We start from the raw sequence: 20820 nt of genomic DNA, 5'->3' as shown, positions 1-20820 counted from the left end.
ACTAATCCAGGTCCCGGTCAATATTTCCGGAGCGGGTAAGCTGCCGCTTCTGCTGATCTATTTCAGTATTTACCCTGGTATCATGTACCCCATCAATCACAGATATATCTTTATCCATTGTTCTGCCTGAATGATAAATGGCTGTATCGTCTGTATTCTGTAGCGCTATGTCATAAGGGCCTTTATTGCTCATCAGCTTTACAAAAACCGGTAAACATTCGAATAGTATGAAAAGGAAACCAATAAAAGATATGGCAAGATAATTATCCAGATCCCGTGTGCCATCCTCCTGAAAGGTTAGCTGACCGAGGGCACGGTTCCTGTCGGCAAAGCCGGCCACATTAGCAAGGCTATCAAGCTGTTTTCCGCTGAACATTCGTTGATCAGATAAACCATCAAGAACTTTCCTGCCAGTGAAAAAAGAATCCATTGCAGTTAATTCCTTTCGGACGATCTCCAGCCGCTGTTCTTTCTGAACTACGATCGACTCCTTTTGTTTGGCATAAGTGCCATAGCCTGTAATTCCGGATGTTTGATTTGTTTTATCACCAAAAACCTCCTGATTCAGAATATATCTGGAGCGGTTAATATCCTTCTCCAATGAATCCTTTTCGCGTTTCAGATCACTGTTCTTCTGAAGTTCAGCAGTATATTTAAGGTCAAAAGTCCTGTTCAATGTATCAATTCTTGAACGCTGGCCGTTGAGGTAACTTGTTTTTAACTGCTGACGGATCTCTTTATCGAATATTTTTAGTTCCAGGGGCCTTGAGATAACAATTCCTATCATTATAGCCAGTAAAATTCTGGGGGTAGCCTGCAGGATCTGCTGATTTGTACTGCCGCTTTTACTGATACTGGAAACGATATATCTATCCATATTGAATATGGCGAGTCCCCAGATAATTCCGAAAAAAATAGCAAAAATAACCGCAGTTGGGCTTCCGGCAAAAACGAAGTACATAGCATAGCCTCCGGATAATGCTGCAAAAAGGGCTGTAAAAAAGATAGTTGCACCAATACCTACATATTTATTATGTTCCGTAGGATACTTTTTTAAGGTATCAACATGTGCACCGGAGCAAAACCAGAAAAATTGGGTTAGATTTTCCATTTGGGATAAAACAGCAATAGAATTATTTTATTAAACGCCTGATGTGCCAACATGTTACAGATCAAAGATTATATTTCAACATGCCAGTTATTTACTAATATTTATAGAAAACCGTACCTTTACATTTTATAAAATCACCATGAAGGAAATAACTGTACTGGAACTTAAGAAGATGATCGACAATAAGGAAGATTTCCAATTGATCGATGTGCGTGAGACTTTTGAATATGAAATGTCTAATCTGAATGGCTTGAACATTCCGCTTGCAGGGGTTATACTTGAAGCATCAAAAATAAGCAAGGATAAACCTGTGATCATGCAGTGCCGCAGCGGAGCAAGAAGTGCAGCTGCCCTGAATCAGTTGGAACAACAATTAGGATATACTAATCTTTATAATTTAAAAGGTGGTATTCTTGCATGGAAAGCAGAATTTGAACCAGATATGCCGGTTTATTAATTCGATATGCTTAAAAAAATCTTATTAAATATATTCCTGAACGTAGCAATTATTGTTGTTGTTATTTCTCTCGCATGGTCATTTAAAAACAAGTATTATTTATACCTGTTTGCCGGAATACCACCACTAGCAATGCTGATTTATCTCAAATTCAGGCTTGTAAAAAGCGTAAGAAGCCTTACCAATAGAGGAAAATAAGATCTTTATCCTTAAGATTTTATTAATCCTAGTCCCGCTAAGTCAGAAAGCACCCATTTCCCATCCTTAAATTCAGGATCTCTATATGGATTGTTGCTGGTTAAGAATGGTCCGTCAAGATCTGCCCAATCGCAGAGTGGAGCTAATGCTGCGGCAGCTAGTGTTCCGCAACTGGTTTCACTCATACAGCCGATCATTGTTTTCAATCCAAGCTCCTTTGCTTTCATGATCATCCGGTAGCCTTCATGCATGCCGGCGCTTTTCATAAGCTTCATATTAATGGCATGATAAACACCCTGCGCTTTTTCTACATCTGCAAATCGTTGAACAGATTCATCTCCAACTATGGCAATCGGACTTCGTTCAGTGATCCAGGCATTGGAATCAATGTCGTCTTTAGCCATCGGCTGCTCAATTAATACAACTCCCTGCTCATGCAGCCAGTGCACCATATCAAGGCCCTGCTGCTTATCTGTCCACCCCTGATTAGCATCTACATATAATGGTTTATCAGTAGCTGAACGAATCGTATTGATGAGTTCCTTATCATTATCTCTTCCCAGTTTTACCTTAATTATATGACAATTTTCGCCTTCCTTGATCTTTTGCAAGAGCACTTCAGGCGTATCAATTCCAAGTGTGTAGGAAGTAGGAGGCATTTTTGAAGGATCTGAACCGAAGTATTGATAACATGGCTTTTGTTCGATCTTACCCCGAAGGTCATGGAGTGCTATATCCACCGCAGCTTTTATATTTGGATTTCCGGGAGCTATACTATCCAGATAGGCAATCACTTCATCAAAATCAAAAGGCGCTTTAAGCCAGGAAAGATCCACTTTTGCCATGAATGCCGTAGCAGATTCAATGTTCTCACCCATATAAGGTACCATTGAGGCTTCTCCATATCCGGTATACCCTTCATGACTGATCTCCATCAGCATGATCGGAGTAGAAGTGCGGGAAAACTTAGCAATGGTAAAAGGGTGCTTTAGGTTAAGCTCAAAAGGTTTGTAGCTGATCTTCATGGGAATAAATTAATGCACGAAATAACGAAATTTATGGCAGGGAGCCACTGTTTTATGATATTTTTATTCCCCTTGATCCGGTAAAATGGTTTAGTGAAAATAATTTTCAAAACGCTGGTTTTGTTTCCAAAACAAAATTCCTTAAAAAATCATTTCAAAGCCTGTAAAAATCTGCCTGATTGTTAATTTTATAGCTTTAGTGCTGGATTTTTTAGCGTGTTATACAGGGGGTGTTAATCACTGTTTTGGGATTAAATTCAGGAATAGCAAGGAACCTTTATTTATGCCTTTAAATTGAGAGTGTTGTTGAGTTAAAGAAAGCCTCTTGCATATCCTTGTCACCCTCTTTCGCCGGGTGGGCTCGGTACTTTTGAAGGCCAAAAGTACCCAAAAGCCTTCTTCAATCCCTAGGTGCCTTTGGCCACATGTCCAACACACATCAAAAAAGAGGGATCGCTGCTTTTGGGGGATACCAAAATATGAAAGCCGTCCCGGGTATCATCCCAAAATCTAATGCTTGCCAGTGCAATCAGAATGTACCTGCAACTCTTTTATGATTTTTCCGGCACTGGAGATTGAAGCGTTCTTCGGAACCGTTTATCTGATATGAATGGTAGCTGAGGGCAGTGCGATGGGTAACAACCGTTCATAAATTACCGGTATTGCTGATTGCAGAGATCGGCCTCCTGGGATTTGGCAGTAAAGACGTGCTTTATCTTTGCATTAACGATCATGAGTCACTGCCTTTAAGTAATCCAGAGAAGTGTTGCAGGATCCATTCATATATTTCACTTCCCTTAACACGGCTTGGATTACACCGATAGGATAAAGGGTGGATTTACAACAAATACCGGGAAGCCGCGGCTCTTTTGCTTACTTTTCCAGCTGAAGGGAAAAGTAAGTGCCCTCACCCGGCATGAGCGGGATGATTTCAATATTATGAAATCTTTATATTTATACCTGGATACTAATGAATATTTATAAAGAAATGGAAAAATTAAAGATATCTACAGCTCAGTTTGAGAACAAAAGCGGCGATAAAGAATATAATTTATCAGTAATTGATAAACTTGCCAAACAGGCAGCAGCTGAAGGTTCAAAAGTAATTGCATTCCATGAATGTTCAATTACCGGATACACCTTTGCCAGGCATTTAACAAAAGATAAGATGCTTGAGGTATCTGAACTTATTCCCGAAGGACCAAGTATCCTGAAATTATCTGAGATCGCAAAAAAGCATGATATCACTATACTGGCGGGTCTTTTTGAGAAAGATAAAGATGATAAGATATTTAAGGCATATGTATGTGTAGATAAAAATGGCCTGATTGCAAGGCATAGAAAATTGCACCCATTTATCAATTCCCATTTAAACCCCGGAAATAGTTATACAGTTTTCGAACTCCACGGATGGAAATGCGGAATACTGATCTGCTACGATAATAATGTGATCGAAAACGTAAGAGCTACCGCATTATTGGGTGCTGATATGATATTTATGCCTCATGTGACTATGTGCACTCCTTCTACAAGACCGGGTGCCGGTTTTGTGGATCCTGCCTTATGGCAGAACCGCGAAAATGACCCAACCTCACTTCGCCTGGAATTTGATGGGATGAAAGGAAGAGAATGGCTGATGAAATGGCTGCCTTCCAGAGCATATGATAATGGAATATATGCTGTTTTCTCTAATCCGATCGGGATGGATGATGACCAGCTAAAAAATGGATGTTCCATGATCATTGATCCATTTGGCGATATTCTGGCAGAGTGCAGATCTTTTGATGACTCACTGGTGAGCACAACACTAATCCCCGAAAACCTTAAATTGGCAGGAGGATATCGCTATACAAAAGCAAGAAGGCCAGATCTTTACAGAGATATTCTAGGTAAAGAGCACCAGGCTGAGCTGAATGTGGTCTGGCTAAATTCAGGAAGTAAAAAAGAGAATTGATATACTATTTACGAATACTGCAAAATACCAGATCTTCCAGAAAATCAACCACTAGCTGTTCATCTTTACTATCCCCAAAATCTGTGAGTGAAGGCAGATGATGCATAAAAAACACTTGTAAATGTGCCATTTCTATTATGGTGGTAGCAAGTGAACGGGGATGTGTATAAGTTGGATTGTATTCCAGAATGATAGCTGCGATCAAAGAACATAGATCTTTATACGGTTTGAATAATCTGTCTTTGTTATCTTCAGAAACATGTTTGGTCAGGTATGCTTTAGAACCTTCAGCAATTACTATTTGATGCAACAGACTTTCATTGACATAAATTGTACTGTCATCATCTACAACATTAGCAGCAAGTAATTGAATGAGCTTCTTTAACTTAATGGTTGGATCTGAAATGTTATTCAGATGAAAAGTAACTCTGAATTCAAGCCAGCTCCAATACCATGCAGTAAGATAGATCAGTAATCGATGCTTATTCTCAAAGTAGCGGTAAATACCAGCCTCTGTTGAGCCAATCAATTCTGCCAGCTTTTTAAATGTAAATGCTTCAAAACCATTTTCATGGATAAGCTGAATACTGAATTCAATTATTTTTCTGCCAAGTTCTGTCTGCTCGGGGTTTCGAACAAACAATTTCTCATTCATCTTTATTTGAAGCTGTAATTCCATAGATCTGATCTCTCAATAGTAAACACAAATTGTTTGCTATTATTTCCAGATTACAAAAGTAGATAAAAGTTTTACAATTATATGAAATAGTATTACTATCATTTAAAATAATGATACTATCTTTGTTTTATAAAAAATTAGAAAATGGAACCAAAAAACATGTTTAAGGAACTAAAAAGCGACCTCCCAGCGAGTATTGTCGTGTTTTTCGTGGCTGTTCCACTATGTCTGGGTATTGCCCTTGCATCGGGAGCACCGCTTTTTTCGGGGATAATTGCAGGAATCGTTGGCGGAATCATTGTTGGAATGGCCAGCGGATCAGCACTTGGAGTTAGCGGACCGGCAGCCGGACTTGCAGTAATTGTACTAACTTCAATTGCCACACTTGGTTCATGGCCGGCATTTTTGCTGGCGGTGGTTATAGCCGGTATCATCCAACTGGCAATGGGATTTGCCAGGGCAGGATTTATCGCCTATTTCTTTCCTTCATCAGTAATAAAAGGAATGCTCACAGGTATAGGGCTTCTTATTGTATTAAAGCAGATTCCACATGCTTTGGGATATGATAAAGACGCTGAAGGTGACGATTCATTTTTTCAGGCAGATGGAGAGAACACCTTTTCAGCATTAGCCAAAGCATTTGAATGGATCACGCCGGGAGCATTACTGATCGCTTCTATATCCATCGCACTTTTAATATTGTGGGACACTGTGCTCACAAAAAAACATAAGATCTTCCAATTGATTCAGGGTCCAATAGTTGTGGTTATTTTGGGTATAGTAATGAATTATCTGTTTCAAAATGGAATATTGAACTTTACCCTTGCGAATGACCAGGTGGTACAACTACCAGTTGCAGAAAATTTTTCGCAGTTCTTAACTCAGTTCACTTTCCCTGATTTTACCCAGTTAACAAACCCGGAAATATATAAGATTGCCATTGTGATGGCCATAGTAGCAAGTCTGGAAACCCTGCTTTGCGTTGAAGCAACGGATAAAATAGACCCTTTCAAAAGAGTAACTCCGACAAACAGAGAATTGAAGGCACAAGGATTAGGAAATATCATTTCAGGATTGATTGGTGGTCTGCCGATTACTCAGGTAATTGTCCGCAGTTCAGCAAACATTTCCTTTGGTGGAAAAACAAAAATGTCTGCTATCCTCCACGGAATATTTCTACTGATCAGTGCCATCACCATTGCAGGTTTATTGAATATGATCCCACTTGCAAGTCTTGCAGCCATATTGATCATGGTAGGTTATAAACTGGCTAAACCAGAACTGTTTAAACAGATGTATAAATTAGGCTGGGAACAATTCATCCCATTTGTAGCAACTGTGGTAGCCATATTATTGACTGACCTCCTTAAAGGAATCACTATCGGTTTACTGTTCGGAATTTTCTATACACTTCGTCACAGTTACAGAAATTCACACCATTTACAAACGAATACAACTACAGAAGATGGTCAAAAGACCTTTCACCTGGAGCTTGCCGAAGAAGTTTCCTTCTTCAATAAAGCTAGTGTATTAAAGGTATTGGATGAGATCCCCGCTGATTCAAAAGTGATAATAGATTGTACCAAGTCTAAATCAATTGCACATGATGTAGTTGAATTGATTGTCAATTACCGGACTAATGCCAAAACGAAAAATATTAAAGTAGAAACCATCAATTTTATAGAACCAATAAAGAATTAAGAATATGAAAACACTAACGAAAGAATTACAGGAAGCGATCTCTCCATCCACAGCACTTGAACTTTTAAAGGATGGCAACAAGCGCTTTGTGAGTAATCTAAAAATAAACCGCAACCTTTTACAGCAAGCTAACGAAACCTCAGATGGACAGCATCCTTTTGCTGTTATCCTGAGCTGTATCGATTCCAGAACTTCAGCAGAGCTAATCTTCGATCAGGGTTTGGGCGATGTATTCAGTATCCGCATTGCCGGAAATATTCTGAACGAAGACATCCTTGGCAGCATGGAATTTGGATGTAAGGTAGCGGGTTCAAAGATCATTGTTGTACTTGGCCATACCAAATGCGGTGCCGTAAAAGGTGCATGCGATCATGTTGAAATGGGGAATCTTACCGCACTTTTAACAAAAATAAGACCTGCTGTTGACGATGAGGATACCGTTAAAGCAGACAGAAATTCAGGAAATCCAATTTTTGTTGAAAAGGTTTCTACTATCAATGTCAAGCGTACTGTTAAGGCGATCATGGAAAGAAGCCCTATTTTAAAAGAAATGATCGAAAGCGGACAGATCGGAATCGTTGGAGGTACTCATGATATAAGCACTGGTGAAGTTGAATTTTATGAAGACACATTGATCCTAAATAATTCTATCTAATTAAAAAGGGGTGCATTTTAATGCACCCTATTAATTTAATCACAATCAAATGAAGATTAGTAATACCGATATCCGGGAGGTCAAACCAAATATTAATATTCTAATTTTTAAAGAGAGCAGCTAAATGAAAAAACTACTCCTGGTTACCTTCCTATTTCTGAACGGACTGGTTTCATATTCCCAAAATACCAGAATAACTGACCCGAATACAATAGGCTGGTATGCATTTACTGCCAGCATTAAATTGAATGATAAGTGGAGCTTAAATTCTGAATTTCAGTGGAGACGAGATGAGCTGATCACAGAACCGATGCAAAACCTTTTGCGAACCGGCTTAAACTACACGGTAAACCCTAAACTTGGTATACGGGTTGGCTATGCCTTGGCAGAAACATATAATTATGGGGATATTCCACTGAATAATTTGGGGAAACAATTCACTGAACATAGATCCTGGCAAATGGTAAATCTGAGCGATAAGATCAAAAATTTTGAAATAAGCCATCGTTTCATGCTGGAACAAAGATGGATTGGAAGATACTCCAATGCATTATTAGAAAAAGAAGATCAGTTCGTCTTTTCCAATAGATTCCGATATATGTTTCGTTTACAGTTCCCGTTGAAAGGAAAATCAATTGGCGACAATACCCCTTATGCAGCAGTATATGATGAGGTATTAATTGGCTTTGGTAAAAATGTAAATGAAAATGTTTTCGACCAGAATAGATTAGGTATACTTCTGGGATATCGATTCTCATCAAAAGTCCGTATTGAAGGTGGCTACCTTAACCAAATTGCACAATTATCCAGAGAAGTTAACGGAAGTAATGTATTTCAAAATAATAAGGGACTTCTGGTGAGCACAATTTTAAATTTTTAAAACAAAAAATCTCCTTACAGGAAGCAATATCTGCCTTTCTGTAACATAAAAGAGGTTTCTTCAGGTATACAATAATTAATAAAAAATCATCAGATTTTCGTAAATTGTATTTGACATGCTGAATAGCCAGCAATGGTTTAATTGTGCTAGTGTATCATGAAAAAATCCAGATCAATTTTCATCATTCTGTTTGCATTAGGTTTTACTTGTAAAGCAAAAGAACCTGTTAACAGCAATCCCCTGCCTAAGAGTGTTACTATAGCGATAAATATTCACGATAAGAATAACGCCACACAAAATCTGGTCAATCTGGATTTTTTCCGGCTGCAGTTACTCGATGAGATCAGAAAGTTTCAGAAAGCAAGTTTTGTACTGGCAGAGAATGATGAGAATCCTGAATTAATATTGGATCTTAATATTGAAGAATACAAGCTCTGGCCAGGAAACAAGACTGTTTCAACGAGTATGCAAAGCCGTGATATAAGGACTGGGCAGGATGACAAAGGCAACCCGGTATATGAAACTATGAGAGCAAACGTTACCACTGCCAGAATCCGCCGCAAGGCAGATGCAAGGATGAAAGCGAGTATCACGAATTCTGCAGGCCTTCCATACAATTATCAGGAAACGTTCGAAACAAGCTATAGCTATGATAACAGATATATTGAATCCGTACAGGGCGATCAATTCATTACTAAGGAATCACGAGGTATCCCGGAACCAAGAGAAAGTGACATTTTGTTCCTGCTTACCAAAAAGGAATTAACACGAAAGTTGTCCTTACAACTCAGACGATATTACGACGCAAAAGAATCTGCATCAAAATAAAATGAGCCCAATCCGGAGGCTCAAACAATAAAAAAACATGAACCATGAAAAAGTTTGGCTTCATTTTAATGTTTCTTTTAGTTGTAAGCATATCCTGCAAAACCCAAAAAAAAACCAGAGCGCCGAAAATTGATGTTCCGATTGCAATAAATATCGAGGCCGAAAGCAGCGCAAGTGCAAATTTTATCAACCTGAGTTATTACCGCTTTCAGTTGCTGAATGAGCTTGAGCAGTTTCAGAGCATAAATTTTGTGCTGGTTGATGCCGATGAAAATCCCGATGTAGTACTCGATATTACTATTGAAAATTTCACGCTATGGCCAAAAGATGAACGGGTATCAAGAAGAAGGGTTAGCCGGAATATCGTAGCTGGCACTGATTCCAATGGGAAACCTGTTTACCAGACTGTTACAGCAAGCGTTGACATTGTTCAGATCCAGCAACGAACCAATGCACGGTTTAAAACCTCCCTGTTAATTAAGGCAGAAACTCCTGTAAAATTTCAAAAAACGTTTATTGCCAGCTATAACTATGTGAATACCTATGTAGATAATATACAGGGTGATCCACGCGCACTCGACCCTTCGATCAGCATGTCAAGAGGAATGGGAATTGAACCTACAGAAGATGAATATATTCTGATATTGTCGAAAAGGGAAATGACCCGTCGCTTAGGTGATGAAATCCGAAAATTTTACGATTCAAAAACTAAAGTCCCGAAATAAAATAAGCGGGTTTACTACCTTTGCCAGTCATGGCGGTTCAACTTTACAAACCTTTCGAACGTTTAAACTTCAGTAAACAATCCTGCTTTCTGAGCGGCGAAAAACTTCAATCAACTGAGGAAGAGATCCACGTCTTCCCTCTTTGGCTCATGCAGGAATATGAGCTTCAGGATAAGCCATTCAAACTTCTTGATGAAAGCATGTCGACTTACAGTCATATGAAACTGCCATGCTCCGGAAAAGTTTATGATCAGGCTATAGAGCCATTAGAAGAAGAAATAAGAACTGCCTTTTTATCTGGATATGATTCTGTAAAAAAGCTGCCTGAAATAAAATTATTTCAATGGATCGGCAAGATGGTTTATGGTATCCTGTTCAATGAGATCCGCATCGGAATGATTCAACAGAAGGCCAAAGGAGAGGAGTTCATATTTTCCCAGTCGCTCGTACATAAGTTCGGAAACCTCCATATGATGCTTCAGTCACTGACACAGGCTATCGAGTTTGAAGGAAATCTGCCATGGTCAATTCGTGTTTTTAAGATTGATGCCAAACAGGATCTTTTCAACTACCGTGATGAGATCAATACACTTACTTATTCTTTGGCCATGAAAGATTTTGGAATCATAGCCTGCCTCCAGGATAACGGTACAAATGCCATCTATCATAAAGACATCCTGACAAAGATCAACAACAATCCTTTGCATCCAGCTCAGTTTGAAGAGATCTGTGCTCGGTTCTTCTATTCGAATTATCTGTTCAACCGCTTGCCGGAATATACCATAATGCCTACAGATGAAGCTGTTTTTATAGAAGCAATGCCTTTAAGGGGTATGAGTAATAAACCACTCTTCGATATCTGGCAAAACAAAACCTTTGCACAGGTACTGGAAAATTTCTGGAAACCATGGGGTATCCTCCTATTTGAGATCCTGAAGGATCCTGAAAACCCTTTAAGCTATCTTCTTGATAATGATCAGGAATTTATTGAGGCTGGATCTGTGGAATTGCCATCCTGAATGATACAGTAGAGGTTCATAAACTCCACCATTCTTTGTCCGGGTGAACTGAACCCAGAAATATTGGCTCACCAATCATAGGAGTTGTCACACTTAATTTTTGTTCTGCAGCTTCACTTAAAACTCTTTTTACAGGCTCATCCCAATCGTGAAATGCCAGAGCAAATTTGCCCCAGTGCACTGGTAAAAGCAGATCTGCCTGAAGCTCTATTGCTGCCCTAACACTTTCTTCCGGCCGAAGGTGTATATATGGCCACATATCGTTATACTGCCCACTTTCAAGAATTGCGATATTAAATGGACCGAATTTGTCTCCTATCGTTTTGAAATGTGTATCATAGCCAGAATCTCCTCCAATAAAAATGGAAACTGCACCCATCTTCAGGACAAAGGAAGTCCAGAGTGTTTGATTCCTCTTCAAACTTCTGCCTGTAAAATGTCTGGCCGGTGTGGATGTAAGTTGAAATCCACCTGCGGTTGTAACAGTCTGCCACCAATCCATACTGGTAATTTTTGCTGAATCAATTCCCCAGAACTTTAAATGTGCATCTAAACCCAATGGGACATAGAAATGCCTGGTTTTAGCTGAAAAAGCAGAAATAGTTTTATAGTCTAAATGGTCATAATGATCATGGGTGAGGATCATGAGATCAATATCTGGAAAATCTTCAGGTGAATATATATCAGTCCCTGGAAATGAATTGCCAAAAAATGAAACCGGAGAAACCCTTCCGCTTAGAACAGGATCCACAAGGATAGTCATCCCCATATATCTGATAAGGTATGAAGAGTGCCCGAACCAAATGATCAAAGGACCTTCAGAATCCAATAATCTTAGATCAGTTTTAACAGATGGTAAAGAAAAAGACGGATTTACTGTCTTTGGTTTGTTAATCAAAAGACGCATCATTTTAAAAAATGAAGCATCTTTTAACCTTAAATCCGTGAAACTCTCATTTTGAAAAGCTCCCTTTCTGTAGTTTGATGAACCGTTGAAAAGTAAGAGATCTTCACCTGAGGGATTCCGGCCCAAGATTCTGAACATTATCGTCCGGTTAACTGATTGATAAAATAACCAGCCACATCAGGGTAGTATACAATGGTGAATAATACCCCGGTCAGTGCTCCGTAAAAGTGTGCATCGTGGTTAATAGCATCTCTTGAATTACGAGAAGCATACCAGCAATATCCTAAAAACAAAAAGCCGTAAATAACAGCCGGAATGGGAATTGGTATCGGGAAGATCATCATTTTACTCATTGGATAGAATAAAATATAGCTGAATACCACGGCGCATACCGCTCCGGAGGCGCCAAGGCTATTAAACCAAAAATCTTCTTTATGCTTAAAGATCGAGGTGATATCACTCAGAATGATGCTCACAATATACAATACCCCAAATTGAACATGGCCCCAGCTGCTCAGGGAAACAAAGGTTTTTTCAAGGGTAAAAGCAAAAAAATAATAGGAAAGCATATTCACCAGTAAATGGGTCCAGTCTTTATGGATCAAACCACTTGTAATCATACTATATAGTCGGCGGCCACGGCTTACACTATATGGATGAAGCATGAACTTTCCATAAACCTCAGCATTTGAAAAAGCATAAATGCTTGTAACAATGGTGAAAATAAAAATGATTGTAGCTACAGGGGTATCGTTGATAAAACTCTCCATTTATTTCAAATCTAATTTTATTGGCGCGATCAATCGGCCAACAGGATATCTTCTATGTGTTATTTCGTAATATTTTGAATTGCGGTAAACCCAGTTTAGTTGTGATTCAGCACTCCCGGATAATGCTGGGTTCTTACCTTTTTCTTCCTTGAAACGTTTGGCCAGTTCAGCATCTTGATTTAATAATAGTGCAGCATCGTCTTCAAATACATAATCAGAAAAATGTTCTTTCTGACCAAGCACTGAATCGAAAAAATTCCAGGCAAAAAACGAATCGGTAGCCTGAGGTTCGAGGGTTTCAATAATATAGCGATTCTTTACCTGATCTGTAAAAACAATATAATCACCTTCAAAAAATTTTACCTCCTGGTTTTCAGCTCTAAGTTTGACCTGTGAATGTAAATAATGCCCTTCATATGGCCCGGAAACTGTTTTATAATCTTCGATATAATACATTTCTGCATCTACAGTCGTATCCGACTTCAAACGGCGCATTTGAATACCATTCAATTCGAAAAGGTCGATCACCTTTTGCCATGACTGCGGTATGATATAGGCCAAAGATTTGTTTACAAATAAGGAAGGCACATAATTATCAAAAACTTTAATGTCTTTTTCAAAAGGCGCATTTCGATCGTAGTACAAACGTGGCAATCCACTCACATCACTAGTTTTATGTTTTGCCTCGTAACCCTTAAATGAAAACATCGAAAAGGTATTTTCATCCAAAGACCAATTCAAAGGAAAAGATTTCTGGTCTTTTACCGCTGCATCAGCTTTCCGCTTGTTCTTTCCAATTAGATCCGCATCCTGTTGAACTGTTGAAATAACATGTTCCATAAAGAGGTAAGTACTCTTAACCCGTTGATCATAAGGTTTTAGCATATGCGTTTCGGGCATAAAACCAATGGTATTATGCAAGGCAGCAAAGCCGGTTGAATATCTGGGCGACTCCAAAAAACCCGTAATGCCGGAATCAGGTGTTTCCAAAATGCTATTGACATAGGGAGTCATTTCAAAACCTGATCCCTTCATTTTTTTGTAAAGCGCAGGAAGCATTTTGCCAGTCAGATAGCTGGACAATATTGGGTTTAATTTATCCTTTTGAGTTGGAATCAGAGTTATTACATACTGATAATCAGCGCCATTGCTGGTATGGTTGTCAATAAATACCTCCGGCTGCCAGTCGGAAAAGATCTTCTGAAAAACTCTGGAATTTTTTGAATCCCCTTTAATAAAATCTCTGTTAAGGTCCAGATTCTGATAATTACCTCTGAAACCATAAACCTCCGGTCCGTTCTGATTTACACGGGATAATCCGCGGTTCAGCATACCATCAATATTATAAACAGGAATAATGCATATTACAAGATCGTCCGGAATGGAATTCTTTTCGAGCAAATCACGAACCATCATCATGCTTGCATCTATTCCTTCGGGTTCGCCCGGATGAATGCCATTATTGATAAGTAATATCCTTTTATTTTGTTTTCGTATAATCTCCGGATCGAAAACTTTATCCCTGGATAGTATGATCAGATTGATAGGTTTCCCGATATCGCTTAGCCCGTAATCCAGTATCCGCATCTGATCATATTTCTGATCAAGAAGGGCATAAAAATCAATAAGCTCCTTGTATGTAGTGGTGACCTTATTATTTTTTTCAAAGGGACTAATCTGAGCGTCTGCCATATGAAAACAAGCTAGTAAAATGAATATAAGAAAGGACCTTTTAATCATATTTGAAGAGACAAATATAATATCAATGCCCTAGCTTATCGATAAGATCAGCGAAATTCCTATCCTTTTCTGTGATTTTATTGCCGGCATCATGGGAACTTAACCTGATAGTTAGCTTGTTATATGAATTGGACCAATCAGGATGATGACCAAGCTTTTCGGCTAAAAGTGCCACTTTGTTCATAAACGCCCAGGTAGAAATAAAATCCTTAAAGACCAATTCCCTTTGAATATATTCATCACCGCTTTCCGTATTCTTAATTTCTTTCCAATTCATAATTAAATTTTAAAATCGTTTATTTTTTGGTAAACTGCTTATTATGAGATCATAAGAATGATCGATCATTTCCTTTAGCTGAGAATCACTTAACCTTCCGTTCATAAATACAGTATTCCAATGAGTTTTGTTCATATGCCATCCGGGTTGTACCTCTTCAAATTCTTCACGGAGTAAAATTGCCCTTTCAGGATCACACTTCACATTAAAACGATCAGGATGCTCTAATCCGCATAGCAAAAAGATTTTATTCATAACCTTAAAGACGAGGGTATCCTCACCGAAAGGAAAGCTTTCCTCTGCTTTTTCCTTTGAAAGGCAGTAATCTCTTAAACTTTCAATGTTCATTTGACAATAATAATTCAACCGATCAGAAGAATATTGGTCGGATTTGGCTAAAGTTCAGTCATGCAGTATGTTTTACTTAATTTTGCATGAACTGACCTAAAGCTAGATAAAAATGAGCGCTCCCGAAAATATAAGTAATACTGTTACAGATCGTTTTTTAAGGTATACGGCAATTGATACGCAGTCTGATCCCGGCTCAGAAAGCTGCCCATCCACAGAAAAGCAGAAAAACCTGGGCAGATTGCTCGTTTCCGAACTTCTTGAAATAGGCTTATCGGATGCTCACCTGGATGATTTTGGATATGTATATGCTACAATTCCCGGAAACACTGACAAGGAAGTACCTGTCATATGTTTTTGCTCGCATATGGATACTTCCCCCGATTGTTCCGGTGAAAATGTAAAAGCGATCGTTCATAAAAATTATCAGGGACAGGATATTGTTTTACCAGACGATCAAACACAGATCATCTCAATGAAGGATCATCCCGACCTGAAAGATCAGATAGGCCATGACCTGATCACAGCCAGCGGATCTACATTGCTGGGGGCTGATAACAAGGCAGGCTTAGCTGAAATAATGGATGCAGCTAATTTTCTGATCAATCATCCGGAGATAAAACATGGAACAATAAAGATCCTTTTCACTCCTGATGAAGAGATTGGGCGTGGGGTAGATCATGTTGATATTAAAAAACTGGGTGCTGATTTTGCTTATACCATTGATGGTGAGAGCGCCGGAACGATTGAAAATGAGACCTTTTCGGCCGATGGTGTAAAAGTGGTCATTCATGGAATTAGTGCCCACCCGGGCTTTGCAAAAAACAAAATGGAAAGTGCCATCAAGATCGCTTCAGCAATTGTATCTCAATTGCCAAAAGAAACCCTTTCTCCCGAAAGCACATCAGATCTTGATGGATTTATACACCCAGTTTCAATAAGCGGAAGTGTTGAAGAAGCTGAAATTGAGTTTATTATCCGTGATTTTAATACAGAATCTCTGAAAAGCCATGAGCAGATCCTTGAGCAAACCGTTCAACAGGTACTGAAAGCTTATCCCAATTCCACCTATGAATTTATTGTGGAAGAGCAATACCGGAATATGAAATCGGTACTTGACCGATACCCGAACTTAACTCAGTTAGGAATAGAGGCCATTGAGCGGGCAGGATTAAAAGCTAAACTTCAAAGAATAAGAGGTGGAACAGATGGTTCAAGACTTTCGTTCATGGGATTGCCCTGCCCGAATATCTTTGCCGGAGAACATGCCTTCCATAGCAGGCAGGAATGGGTATCTGTTCAGGATATGCAAAAGGCTGTACAAACAATTGTTAACCTTGCTTCGATCTGGGAGGAGAAAAGTTGATCAATTTTATTCCATTCTAACGTTAATCTTACCTGAGTTTAACAAAAAAGAGTATATACTAAGGTATATTTGCATCTTTTGCTGAAAACCAATTGCCAAAAATTTCAATTTTCCTGTTCTATTTTATACAATTTCAATTGTAATGAAATCATTACGAAGAGTCGTTAAACCTTCACTGCTGATGCAGTCTAAACCAAGTATGATGCTTAAAATCAATAGCTTTTTTATTCTCTTAATTATTGCTTTTCTAACCATTCCTGTTCAGGTCTGGTCACAGAAAAAGGCAGAGCTGATCAACACACGATGGGCAGAAAAACCTGTTCTGGTTGATGGATTTATAAATGATTGGAAAGATAGCCTTGACTTATATAATGAAGAAACCAAGTTGTACTATAGTCTATCCAATGACAATGAAAATATCTACCTCGCTATTAAAAATAGTTCACAAGAGGGTTTAACTAAAATACTTGCAAGGGGAATAAGCTTCTCTGCAAATTATGAGAACAGTAAGAAAGTGCCTCCTACTGTAACGTTCCCGATTCTTGACCGGACACCTGGTAAAAAATTGAATGAAACTGAACAGCCGGAGCCTAAGGAAATACAAAGGCGAATAATTTCGAAGATCAAAGAGATCAAAGTAGAAGGGTTCAAGGAACTGGTTGACGGAGGAATATCTCTTTATAATACCTATGGTATAAAGGCTGCAACTGCATTTGATGAAAAAAATAATATGATTCAGGAGATTGCCATTCCACTCCGATTACTGGGAATTGAACCAGGCAGCACTGAACTAATAACATACAGAATAAGGATTAATGGATTTCAGGGACCTGCAGCTACTCAGCAAAGGGATATGAATGATTATGAAGATATGTACGGTGGAGCTTATGGAGGAAGATATAATGGCAGGTACGGCCGAAACTATAATGGAATGTATGGCGGAATGCCAAGAAGAAATTATTCATACAGTAAAACCATAACTACTCCTGAGTTTTTTATAAAGAGTGTGCTGGCTGTAAAACGATAATGAAAATGACCTGTCCGGTGATTTAAATTAACCTGGCGGAATTAAACCCAATTATGAAACAAATACAAACAAATATGAAAAGAATATTACCCTTAATTATCGGTTTTTTTATCAGTTACGGTGCTATGGCACAAACAAGCCGTGATGTAAGCGGGGTGGTCAAAGATTCAACCGGAACCAGCGTGATAGCAGCTACGGTAAAATTTATTGCCGGAAAGGATACCATTTTTACACGAACTGACATAGATGGTAAATTCTCTTTTAAAGGCGTTAAATCATCGACATTTCTAATCACTGTTTCAAGCCTTGGATATCAGGCTTTAAATAAGCGTTTCTTATACAAGGATGCTGAAACTCCTTTGGTACTTGATCCAATTACCTTAAAGGCCGAAAACAGAATGCTGGGCGAGGTAGTTATATCTGGTACTCCTTCTGTTACCATAAAGGAAGATACTATCGTTTACAGAGCATCTGACTATCCCCTGAGAGAAAATGCACTTGCAGAAGATCTTTTGAAGAAGTTACCCGGAGTTGAGGTTGATCAAAACGGTAATGTAACTGCACAGGGAAAGGCTGTTACACGAGTTAGAATTAACGGTAAAGACTTCTTTGGTGGAGATGTCAGGACTGCTACTCAGCAGCTTCCTGCAGATATCCTTGAATCAGCGCAGATCATTGATGATTATGGTGATCAGGCAAACCTGACAGGAATCAGAAACGGAGATCCTGAGAAAATTCTGAATTTTACTATCAGGGCTGATAAGAACAAAGGATATTTTGCAAGAGGAACACTTGGAGGAGGAAATAAAGACAGATACCAGGGTTCATTAACTGCCAATACTTATAATAACACTGAACAATTTTCATTTATCGGTAATCTGAACAATACCAATAGCTCCGTATTTAATTTTGGTGGCGGTGGTGGATTTGGTGGCGGTGGTGGCGGTGCCCGTGTTCAAACTGCTGGCGGCGGTGGTGGCGGCGGTATGCGCTTCATGGGTGGCGGAGGTGGTGGCATCCAGGGTATCGGAGGCAGCAGCGACGGACTTACAGCAGTTGGATCAATAGGCCTGAACTATCGCAAGGACTATGGCAAAAAAATAAGTTCATACGGTAATTACAGCTATTCAAATCGTGATAATGATGTTTTGAGCAATCAACTTCAGCAAAATAATTTTCAAAACTCGCTGATATCTACTGATCAATCGTCAATAAAAAATCTGATCAATGACAATCACCGTTTTAACTGGAATCTTGAATACAAACCGGACAGTATGAATTTTATTAAATTCAGTCCCTCATTCAGCTATGGCGGATCTACAGATGTTGGTAACTCCAGCTATATTCAATCTGACAATGGCCGTTTGAGCTCAGATGGTACCACTCTGAACAATACCGTTTCTAAAAATCCTAATTTTGGCGCAAACATCTTATTCAATCATCGGCTTCAAAAGAGAGGCCGGAATATTTCCTTATTCGTTTCAGCAAATAATGCAAAGACCAAACAGGAAGATGATCAGTTGACTCAGTACATCAATTATATTGTGAATGGAGGAAACACGGCCGTTTACAGGAATCAGGAATTATATGACAATAACAGAAACTCTAATATCAATGCCAATCTGTCTTATAATGAGCCCTTAAGTGCTACAACAAATCTGGAATTCAATTATAATCATAGCACTACAAATTATAAAAATGAAAGAGAAACTTTTGATATAACTCCTGCCGGAGCATCCACATTCAATACTACCTTAAGTAATGACTTTGATTACTCTTTCAGCACCAATCGTTTTGGTGTTAATTACAGGGTAAATCAAAAAAAATATAATTATTCCTTCGGACTAAGTGCTCAGCCAAACGTTTTGGAAGGAAGCTCGGTTGTGATGGGTGTCACTACACCGAACCGGAATACTGGATTTAATCTTATTCCTTCAGCACGATATTCTTATAATTTCTCCCGTACCAGAGCAATTAATGCAAATTATTTCGGCAGAGCCAATGAACCTACCTATATTCAGTTGCAACCAACACCAGATATCTCTAATCCGCAATACCCTGTTTATGGTAATCCAAACCTGGGTGCTGAATTTTCACATATCCTGAACTTCAGATACAATAACTTCAATTTTGCCTCCGGAGACGTATTATTCTTCAACTTAACAGGTAATTTTACGGAGAATAAGATCGTTTCAAACATTGTCCGTAAAATGGATCCGGCAATAGGACTGGTTCAGGAATCACGCTATTTAAATACAGATGGTTATTTTACTACCAATGCATTCTATAATTACTCTAAACCATTTCAGGAGAAAAAATATGTGTTCTCTTTCAATGGATCTGCAAACTATATCAATAATATCTCCTTCACAGACAATGTAAAGAACACAGGTAAAAACTGGATATTCTCGCAGGGTTTGAATATGCAGATCAATCCAAATAAGAATTTTGAATTAAATCCGGGTTTAAGATATAGTTTTAACAGTAATTCAAATGATGCCATTACCAACAATAACACCAAGGTATCTACCTACTCACTGAACTTTAGCAGCAAGGTATACTTCCTTAAAACATGGCTTATAGGTTCTGATTTTAGCAAATCATTTAATAATGGATACAGCAGTTCATTAGCTGTTAACCCTTTTATTATCAATACCTATCTTGAAAAACAATTCTTTAAAGATAAACGCGCTACTCTACGTTTACAAGGTTTTGACCTTCTGGATGAAAACACCAGCGTTTCCCGTTCCGTAACAGGTAACGTAATCACTGATAGTCAGAGCAATCGTTTATCCAGATATGTCATGTTAAGTTTTACCATGAGAATTCAAAAATTCAGTGGAAAGCAGCCTCAACAGCAGCAAATGGGTCCTGGAATGTTTAACCGATCAGGTGGCGGGCCGGGAAGTACCGGTGGGCCGGGTGGCAATGTAGTTTTCAACTAATCCTAAACATTTTCTAATATTATAGCCGCTCCTGAAAAGGAAGCGGCTTTTTTGTTTCCATTTCTTTAGCGTCCAATGAATTTGATTCCAGAGGATATTTTCTATATTAGAATTCATTACTGTCCACTTAAAACAAGCTGAGTGACAGTTGGTTACAATTTAGTTCTTTGACATCTTTGTAGTCTATATTTTTAAGTAGCTCATTTAC

20 protein-coding genes are annotated in these 20820 nt (G+C 38.7%); 12 read left to right on the top strand and 8 right to left on the bottom strand.

Annotated elements, in window-relative coordinates:
* Window position 1 precedes the first annotated feature (1 nt).
* Window positions 2–1111 carry a DUF4407 domain-containing protein gene (locus BLR27_RS06645; protein WP_090702403.1) on the bottom strand — a complete coding sequence of 370 codons (1110 nt, stop codon included), beginning with the start codon at window positions 1109–1111 and terminating at the stop codon, window positions 2–4.
* A 139-nt stretch (window positions 1112–1250) separates the two neighbouring features.
* Between BLR27_RS06645 and BLR27_RS06640 the strand changes: the two genes are divergently transcribed.
* Both BLR27_RS06640 and BLR27_RS06635 read left to right on the top strand, forming a co-directional pair.
* The gene (locus tag BLR27_RS06640) at window positions 1251–1568 is read left to right on the top strand and encodes a rhodanese-like domain-containing protein (protein ID WP_090702399.1); all 318 of its coding nucleotides are present in this window, start codon (window positions 1251–1253) and stop codon (window positions 1566–1568) included.
* Window positions 1569–1574: 6 nt separating this feature from the next.
* A complete protein-coding gene (locus BLR27_RS06635) occupies window positions 1575–1766 on the top strand; it encodes a DUF6358 family protein (protein WP_090702395.1) in 192 nt (63 codons plus the stop codon).
* A gap of 11 nt (window positions 1767–1777) precedes the next feature.
* On the opposite strand, the gene BLR27_RS06630 is transcribed toward BLR27_RS06635, so the two are convergent.
* Window positions 1778–2791 (bottom strand): dipeptide epimerase, encoded by a 1014-nt coding sequence (locus BLR27_RS06630; protein ID WP_090702391.1) that lies wholly within the window; start codon window positions 2789–2791, stop codon window positions 1778–1780.
* Between the two features lie 970 nt (window positions 2792–3761).
* On the opposite strand from BLR27_RS06630, the gene BLR27_RS06625 reads away from it, so the two are divergent.
* Window positions 3762–4745, top strand: a complete 984-nt coding sequence (locus tag BLR27_RS06625) for a nitrilase family protein (RefSeq protein ID WP_245704461.1) — start codon at window positions 3762–3764, stop codon at window positions 4743–4745.
* A 4-nt stretch (window positions 4746–4749) separates the two neighbouring features.
* Here the strand turns inward: BLR27_RS06625 and BLR27_RS06620 are convergent, their stop codons facing one another.
* The gene (locus BLR27_RS06620; RefSeq protein WP_090702388.1) at window positions 4750–5424 is read right to left on the bottom strand and encodes a TetR/AcrR family transcriptional regulator; all 675 of its coding nucleotides are present in this window, start codon (window positions 5422–5424) and stop codon (window positions 4750–4752) included.
* 144 nt (window positions 5425–5568) lie between these two features.
* Here BLR27_RS06620 and BLR27_RS06615 point away from each other — a divergent pair, with 144 nt between their 5' ends.
* The 6 genes from BLR27_RS06615 to BLR27_RS06590 all read left to right on the top strand — a co-directional run bounded on the left by BLR27_RS06615 (window position 5569) and on the right by BLR27_RS06590 (window position 11232).
* Window positions 5569–7125, top strand: coding sequence for a SulP family inorganic anion transporter (locus BLR27_RS06615; RefSeq protein ID WP_090702385.1), 1557 nt, complete (start codon window positions 5569–5571; stop codon window positions 7123–7125).
* 4 nt (window positions 7126–7129) lie between these two features.
* Window positions 7130–7780: a carbonic anhydrase family protein gene (locus tag BLR27_RS06610; protein ID WP_090702382.1), complete on the top strand. Its 651-nt coding sequence runs from the start codon at window positions 7130–7132 to the stop codon at window positions 7778–7780.
* Window positions 7781–7904: 124 nt separating this feature from the next.
* Window positions 7905–8660 (top strand): DUF2490 domain-containing protein, encoded by a 756-nt coding sequence (locus BLR27_RS06605; RefSeq protein ID WP_090702378.1) that lies wholly within the window; start codon window positions 7905–7907, stop codon window positions 8658–8660.
* A gap of 156 nt (window positions 8661–8816) precedes the next feature.
* A complete protein-coding gene (locus tag BLR27_RS06600; protein ID WP_090702375.1) occupies window positions 8817–9488 on the top strand; it encodes a hypothetical protein in 672 nt (223 codons plus the stop codon).
* A gap of 44 nt (window positions 9489–9532) precedes the next feature.
* Window positions 9533–10213 carry a hypothetical protein gene (locus tag BLR27_RS06595; RefSeq protein WP_143007712.1) on the top strand — a complete coding sequence of 227 codons (681 nt, stop codon included), beginning with the start codon at window positions 9533–9535 and terminating at the stop codon, window positions 10211–10213.
* Window positions 10214–10242: 29 nt separating this feature from the next.
* A complete protein-coding gene (locus tag BLR27_RS06590) occupies window positions 10243–11232 on the top strand; it encodes a hypothetical protein (protein WP_090702368.1) in 990 nt (329 codons plus the stop codon).
* Between the two features lie 16 nt (window positions 11233–11248).
* On the opposite strand, the gene BLR27_RS06585 is transcribed toward BLR27_RS06590, so the two are convergent.
* From BLR27_RS06585 to BLR27_RS06565, 5 genes are all read right to left on the bottom strand, one after another.
* Entirely contained in the window at window positions 11249–12277 is a 1029-nt protein-coding gene (locus tag BLR27_RS06585) for an MBL fold metallo-hydrolase (protein WP_090702365.1), read from the bottom strand.
* Complete coding sequence (locus tag BLR27_RS06580; protein ID WP_090702362.1) at window positions 12277–12909, bottom strand: rhomboid family intramembrane serine protease; 633 nt, start codon at window positions 12907–12909, stop codon at window positions 12277–12279. The genes BLR27_RS06585 and BLR27_RS06580 overlap by 1 nt, the downstream gene beginning before the upstream one ends.
* Window positions 12910–14601, bottom strand: coding sequence for a M14 family metallopeptidase (locus BLR27_RS06575; protein ID WP_245704460.1), 1692 nt, complete (start codon window positions 14599–14601; stop codon window positions 12910–12912).
* Between the two features lie 70 nt (window positions 14602–14671).
* Window positions 14672–14926 (bottom strand): 4a-hydroxytetrahydrobiopterin dehydratase, encoded by a 255-nt coding sequence (locus BLR27_RS06570; RefSeq protein WP_090702355.1) that lies wholly within the window; start codon window positions 14924–14926, stop codon window positions 14672–14674.
* Window positions 14927–14935: 9 nt separating this feature from the next.
* Complete coding sequence (locus BLR27_RS06565; RefSeq protein ID WP_090702351.1) at window positions 14936–15274, bottom strand: MmcQ/YjbR family DNA-binding protein; 339 nt, start codon at window positions 15272–15274, stop codon at window positions 14936–14938.
* Window positions 15275–15386: 112 nt separating this feature from the next.
* Here BLR27_RS06565 and pepT point away from each other — a divergent pair, with 112 nt between their 5' ends.
* From pepT to BLR27_RS18790, 3 genes are all read left to right on the top strand, one after another.
* A complete protein-coding gene (pepT, locus tag BLR27_RS06560) occupies window positions 15387–16640 on the top strand; it encodes a peptidase T (protein WP_090702346.1) in 1254 nt (417 codons plus the stop codon).
* 142 nt (window positions 16641–16782) lie between these two features.
* Window positions 16783–17667, top strand: a complete 885-nt coding sequence (locus BLR27_RS06555; protein WP_090702341.1) for a hypothetical protein — start codon at window positions 16783–16785, stop codon at window positions 17665–17667.
* Window positions 17668–17741: 74 nt separating this feature from the next.
* Window positions 17742–20612, top strand: coding sequence for an outer membrane beta-barrel protein (locus tag BLR27_RS18790; RefSeq protein ID WP_176767625.1), 2871 nt, complete (start codon window positions 17742–17744; stop codon window positions 20610–20612).
* Window positions 20613–20820 lie beyond the last annotated feature (208 nt).

Source organism: Daejeonella rubra, assembly GCF_900103545.1.
GTDB classification, from domain to species: Bacteria; Bacteroidota; Bacteroidia; order Sphingobacteriales; family Sphingobacteriaceae; genus Daejeonella; species Daejeonella rubra.
The sequence above is the reverse complement of the archived record's forward strand: the minus strand, read 5'-3'. Positions and strand labels throughout refer to the sequence as shown.

Bases quoted from the DNA above. Each gene is read 5' to 3' on its own strand.
- BLR27_RS06620 (WP_090702388.1), bottom strand. From the start codon at position 5,424: ATGGAATTACAGCTTCAAATAAAGATGAATGAGAAATTGTTTGTTCGA.
- BLR27_RS06595 (WP_143007712.1), top strand. From the start codon at position 9,533: ATGAAAAAGTTTGGCTTCATTTTAATGTTTCTTTTAGTTGTAAGCATA.
- BLR27_RS06610 (WP_090702382.1), top strand. From the start codon at position 7,130: ATGAAAACACTAACGAAAGAATTACAGGAAGCGATCTCTCCATCCACA.
- BLR27_RS06575 (WP_245704460.1), bottom strand. From the start codon at position 14,601: ATGGCAGACGCTCAGATTAGTCCCTTTGAAAAAAATAATAAGGTCACC.
- BLR27_RS06570 (WP_090702355.1), bottom strand. From the start codon at position 14,926: ATGAATTGGAAAGAAATTAAGAATACGGAAAGCGGTGATGAATATATT.
- BLR27_RS06590 (WP_090702368.1), top strand. From the start codon at position 10,243: ATGGCGGTTCAACTTTACAAACCTTTCGAACGTTTAAACTTCAGTAAA.
- pepT (WP_090702346.1), top strand. From the start codon at position 15,387: ATGAGCGCTCCCGAAAATATAAGTAATACTGTTACAGATCGTTTTTTA.
- BLR27_RS06565 (WP_090702351.1), bottom strand. From the start codon at position 15,274: ATGAACATTGAAAGTTTAAGAGATTACTGCCTTTCAAAGGAAAAAGCA.
- BLR27_RS06625 (WP_245704461.1), top strand. From the start codon at position 3,762: ATGAATATTTATAAAGAAATGGAAAAATTAAAGATATCTACAGCTCAG.
- BLR27_RS06555 (WP_090702341.1), top strand. From the start codon at position 16,783: ATGAAATCATTACGAAGAGTCGTTAAACCTTCACTGCTGATGCAGTCT.
- BLR27_RS06605 (WP_090702378.1), top strand. From the start codon at position 7,905: ATGAAAAAACTACTCCTGGTTACCTTCCTATTTCTGAACGGACTGGTT.
- BLR27_RS06585 (WP_090702365.1), bottom strand. From the start codon at position 12,277: ATGTTCAGAATCTTGGGCCGGAATCCCTCAGGTGAAGATCTCTTACTT.
- BLR27_RS06580 (WP_090702362.1), bottom strand. From the start codon at position 12,909: ATGGAGAGTTTTATCAACGATACCCCTGTAGCTACAATCATTTTTATT.
- BLR27_RS06640 (WP_090702399.1), top strand. From the start codon at position 1,251: ATGAAGGAAATAACTGTACTGGAACTTAAGAAGATGATCGACAATAAG.
- BLR27_RS06645 (WP_090702403.1), bottom strand. From the start codon at position 1,111: ATGGAAAATCTAACCCAATTTTTCTGGTTTTGCTCCGGTGCACATGTT.
- BLR27_RS18790 (WP_176767625.1), top strand. From the start codon at position 17,742: ATGAAAAGAATATTACCCTTAATTATCGGTTTTTTTATCAGTTACGGT.
- BLR27_RS06635 (WP_090702395.1), top strand. From the start codon at position 1,575: ATGCTTAAAAAAATCTTATTAAATATATTCCTGAACGTAGCAATTATT.
- BLR27_RS06600 (WP_090702375.1), top strand. From the start codon at position 8,817: ATGAAAAAATCCAGATCAATTTTCATCATTCTGTTTGCATTAGGTTTT.
- BLR27_RS06630 (WP_090702391.1), bottom strand. From the start codon at position 2,791: ATGAAGATCAGCTACAAACCTTTTGAGCTTAACCTAAAGCACCCTTTT.
- BLR27_RS06615 (WP_090702385.1), top strand. From the start codon at position 5,569: ATGGAACCAAAAAACATGTTTAAGGAACTAAAAAGCGACCTCCCAGCG.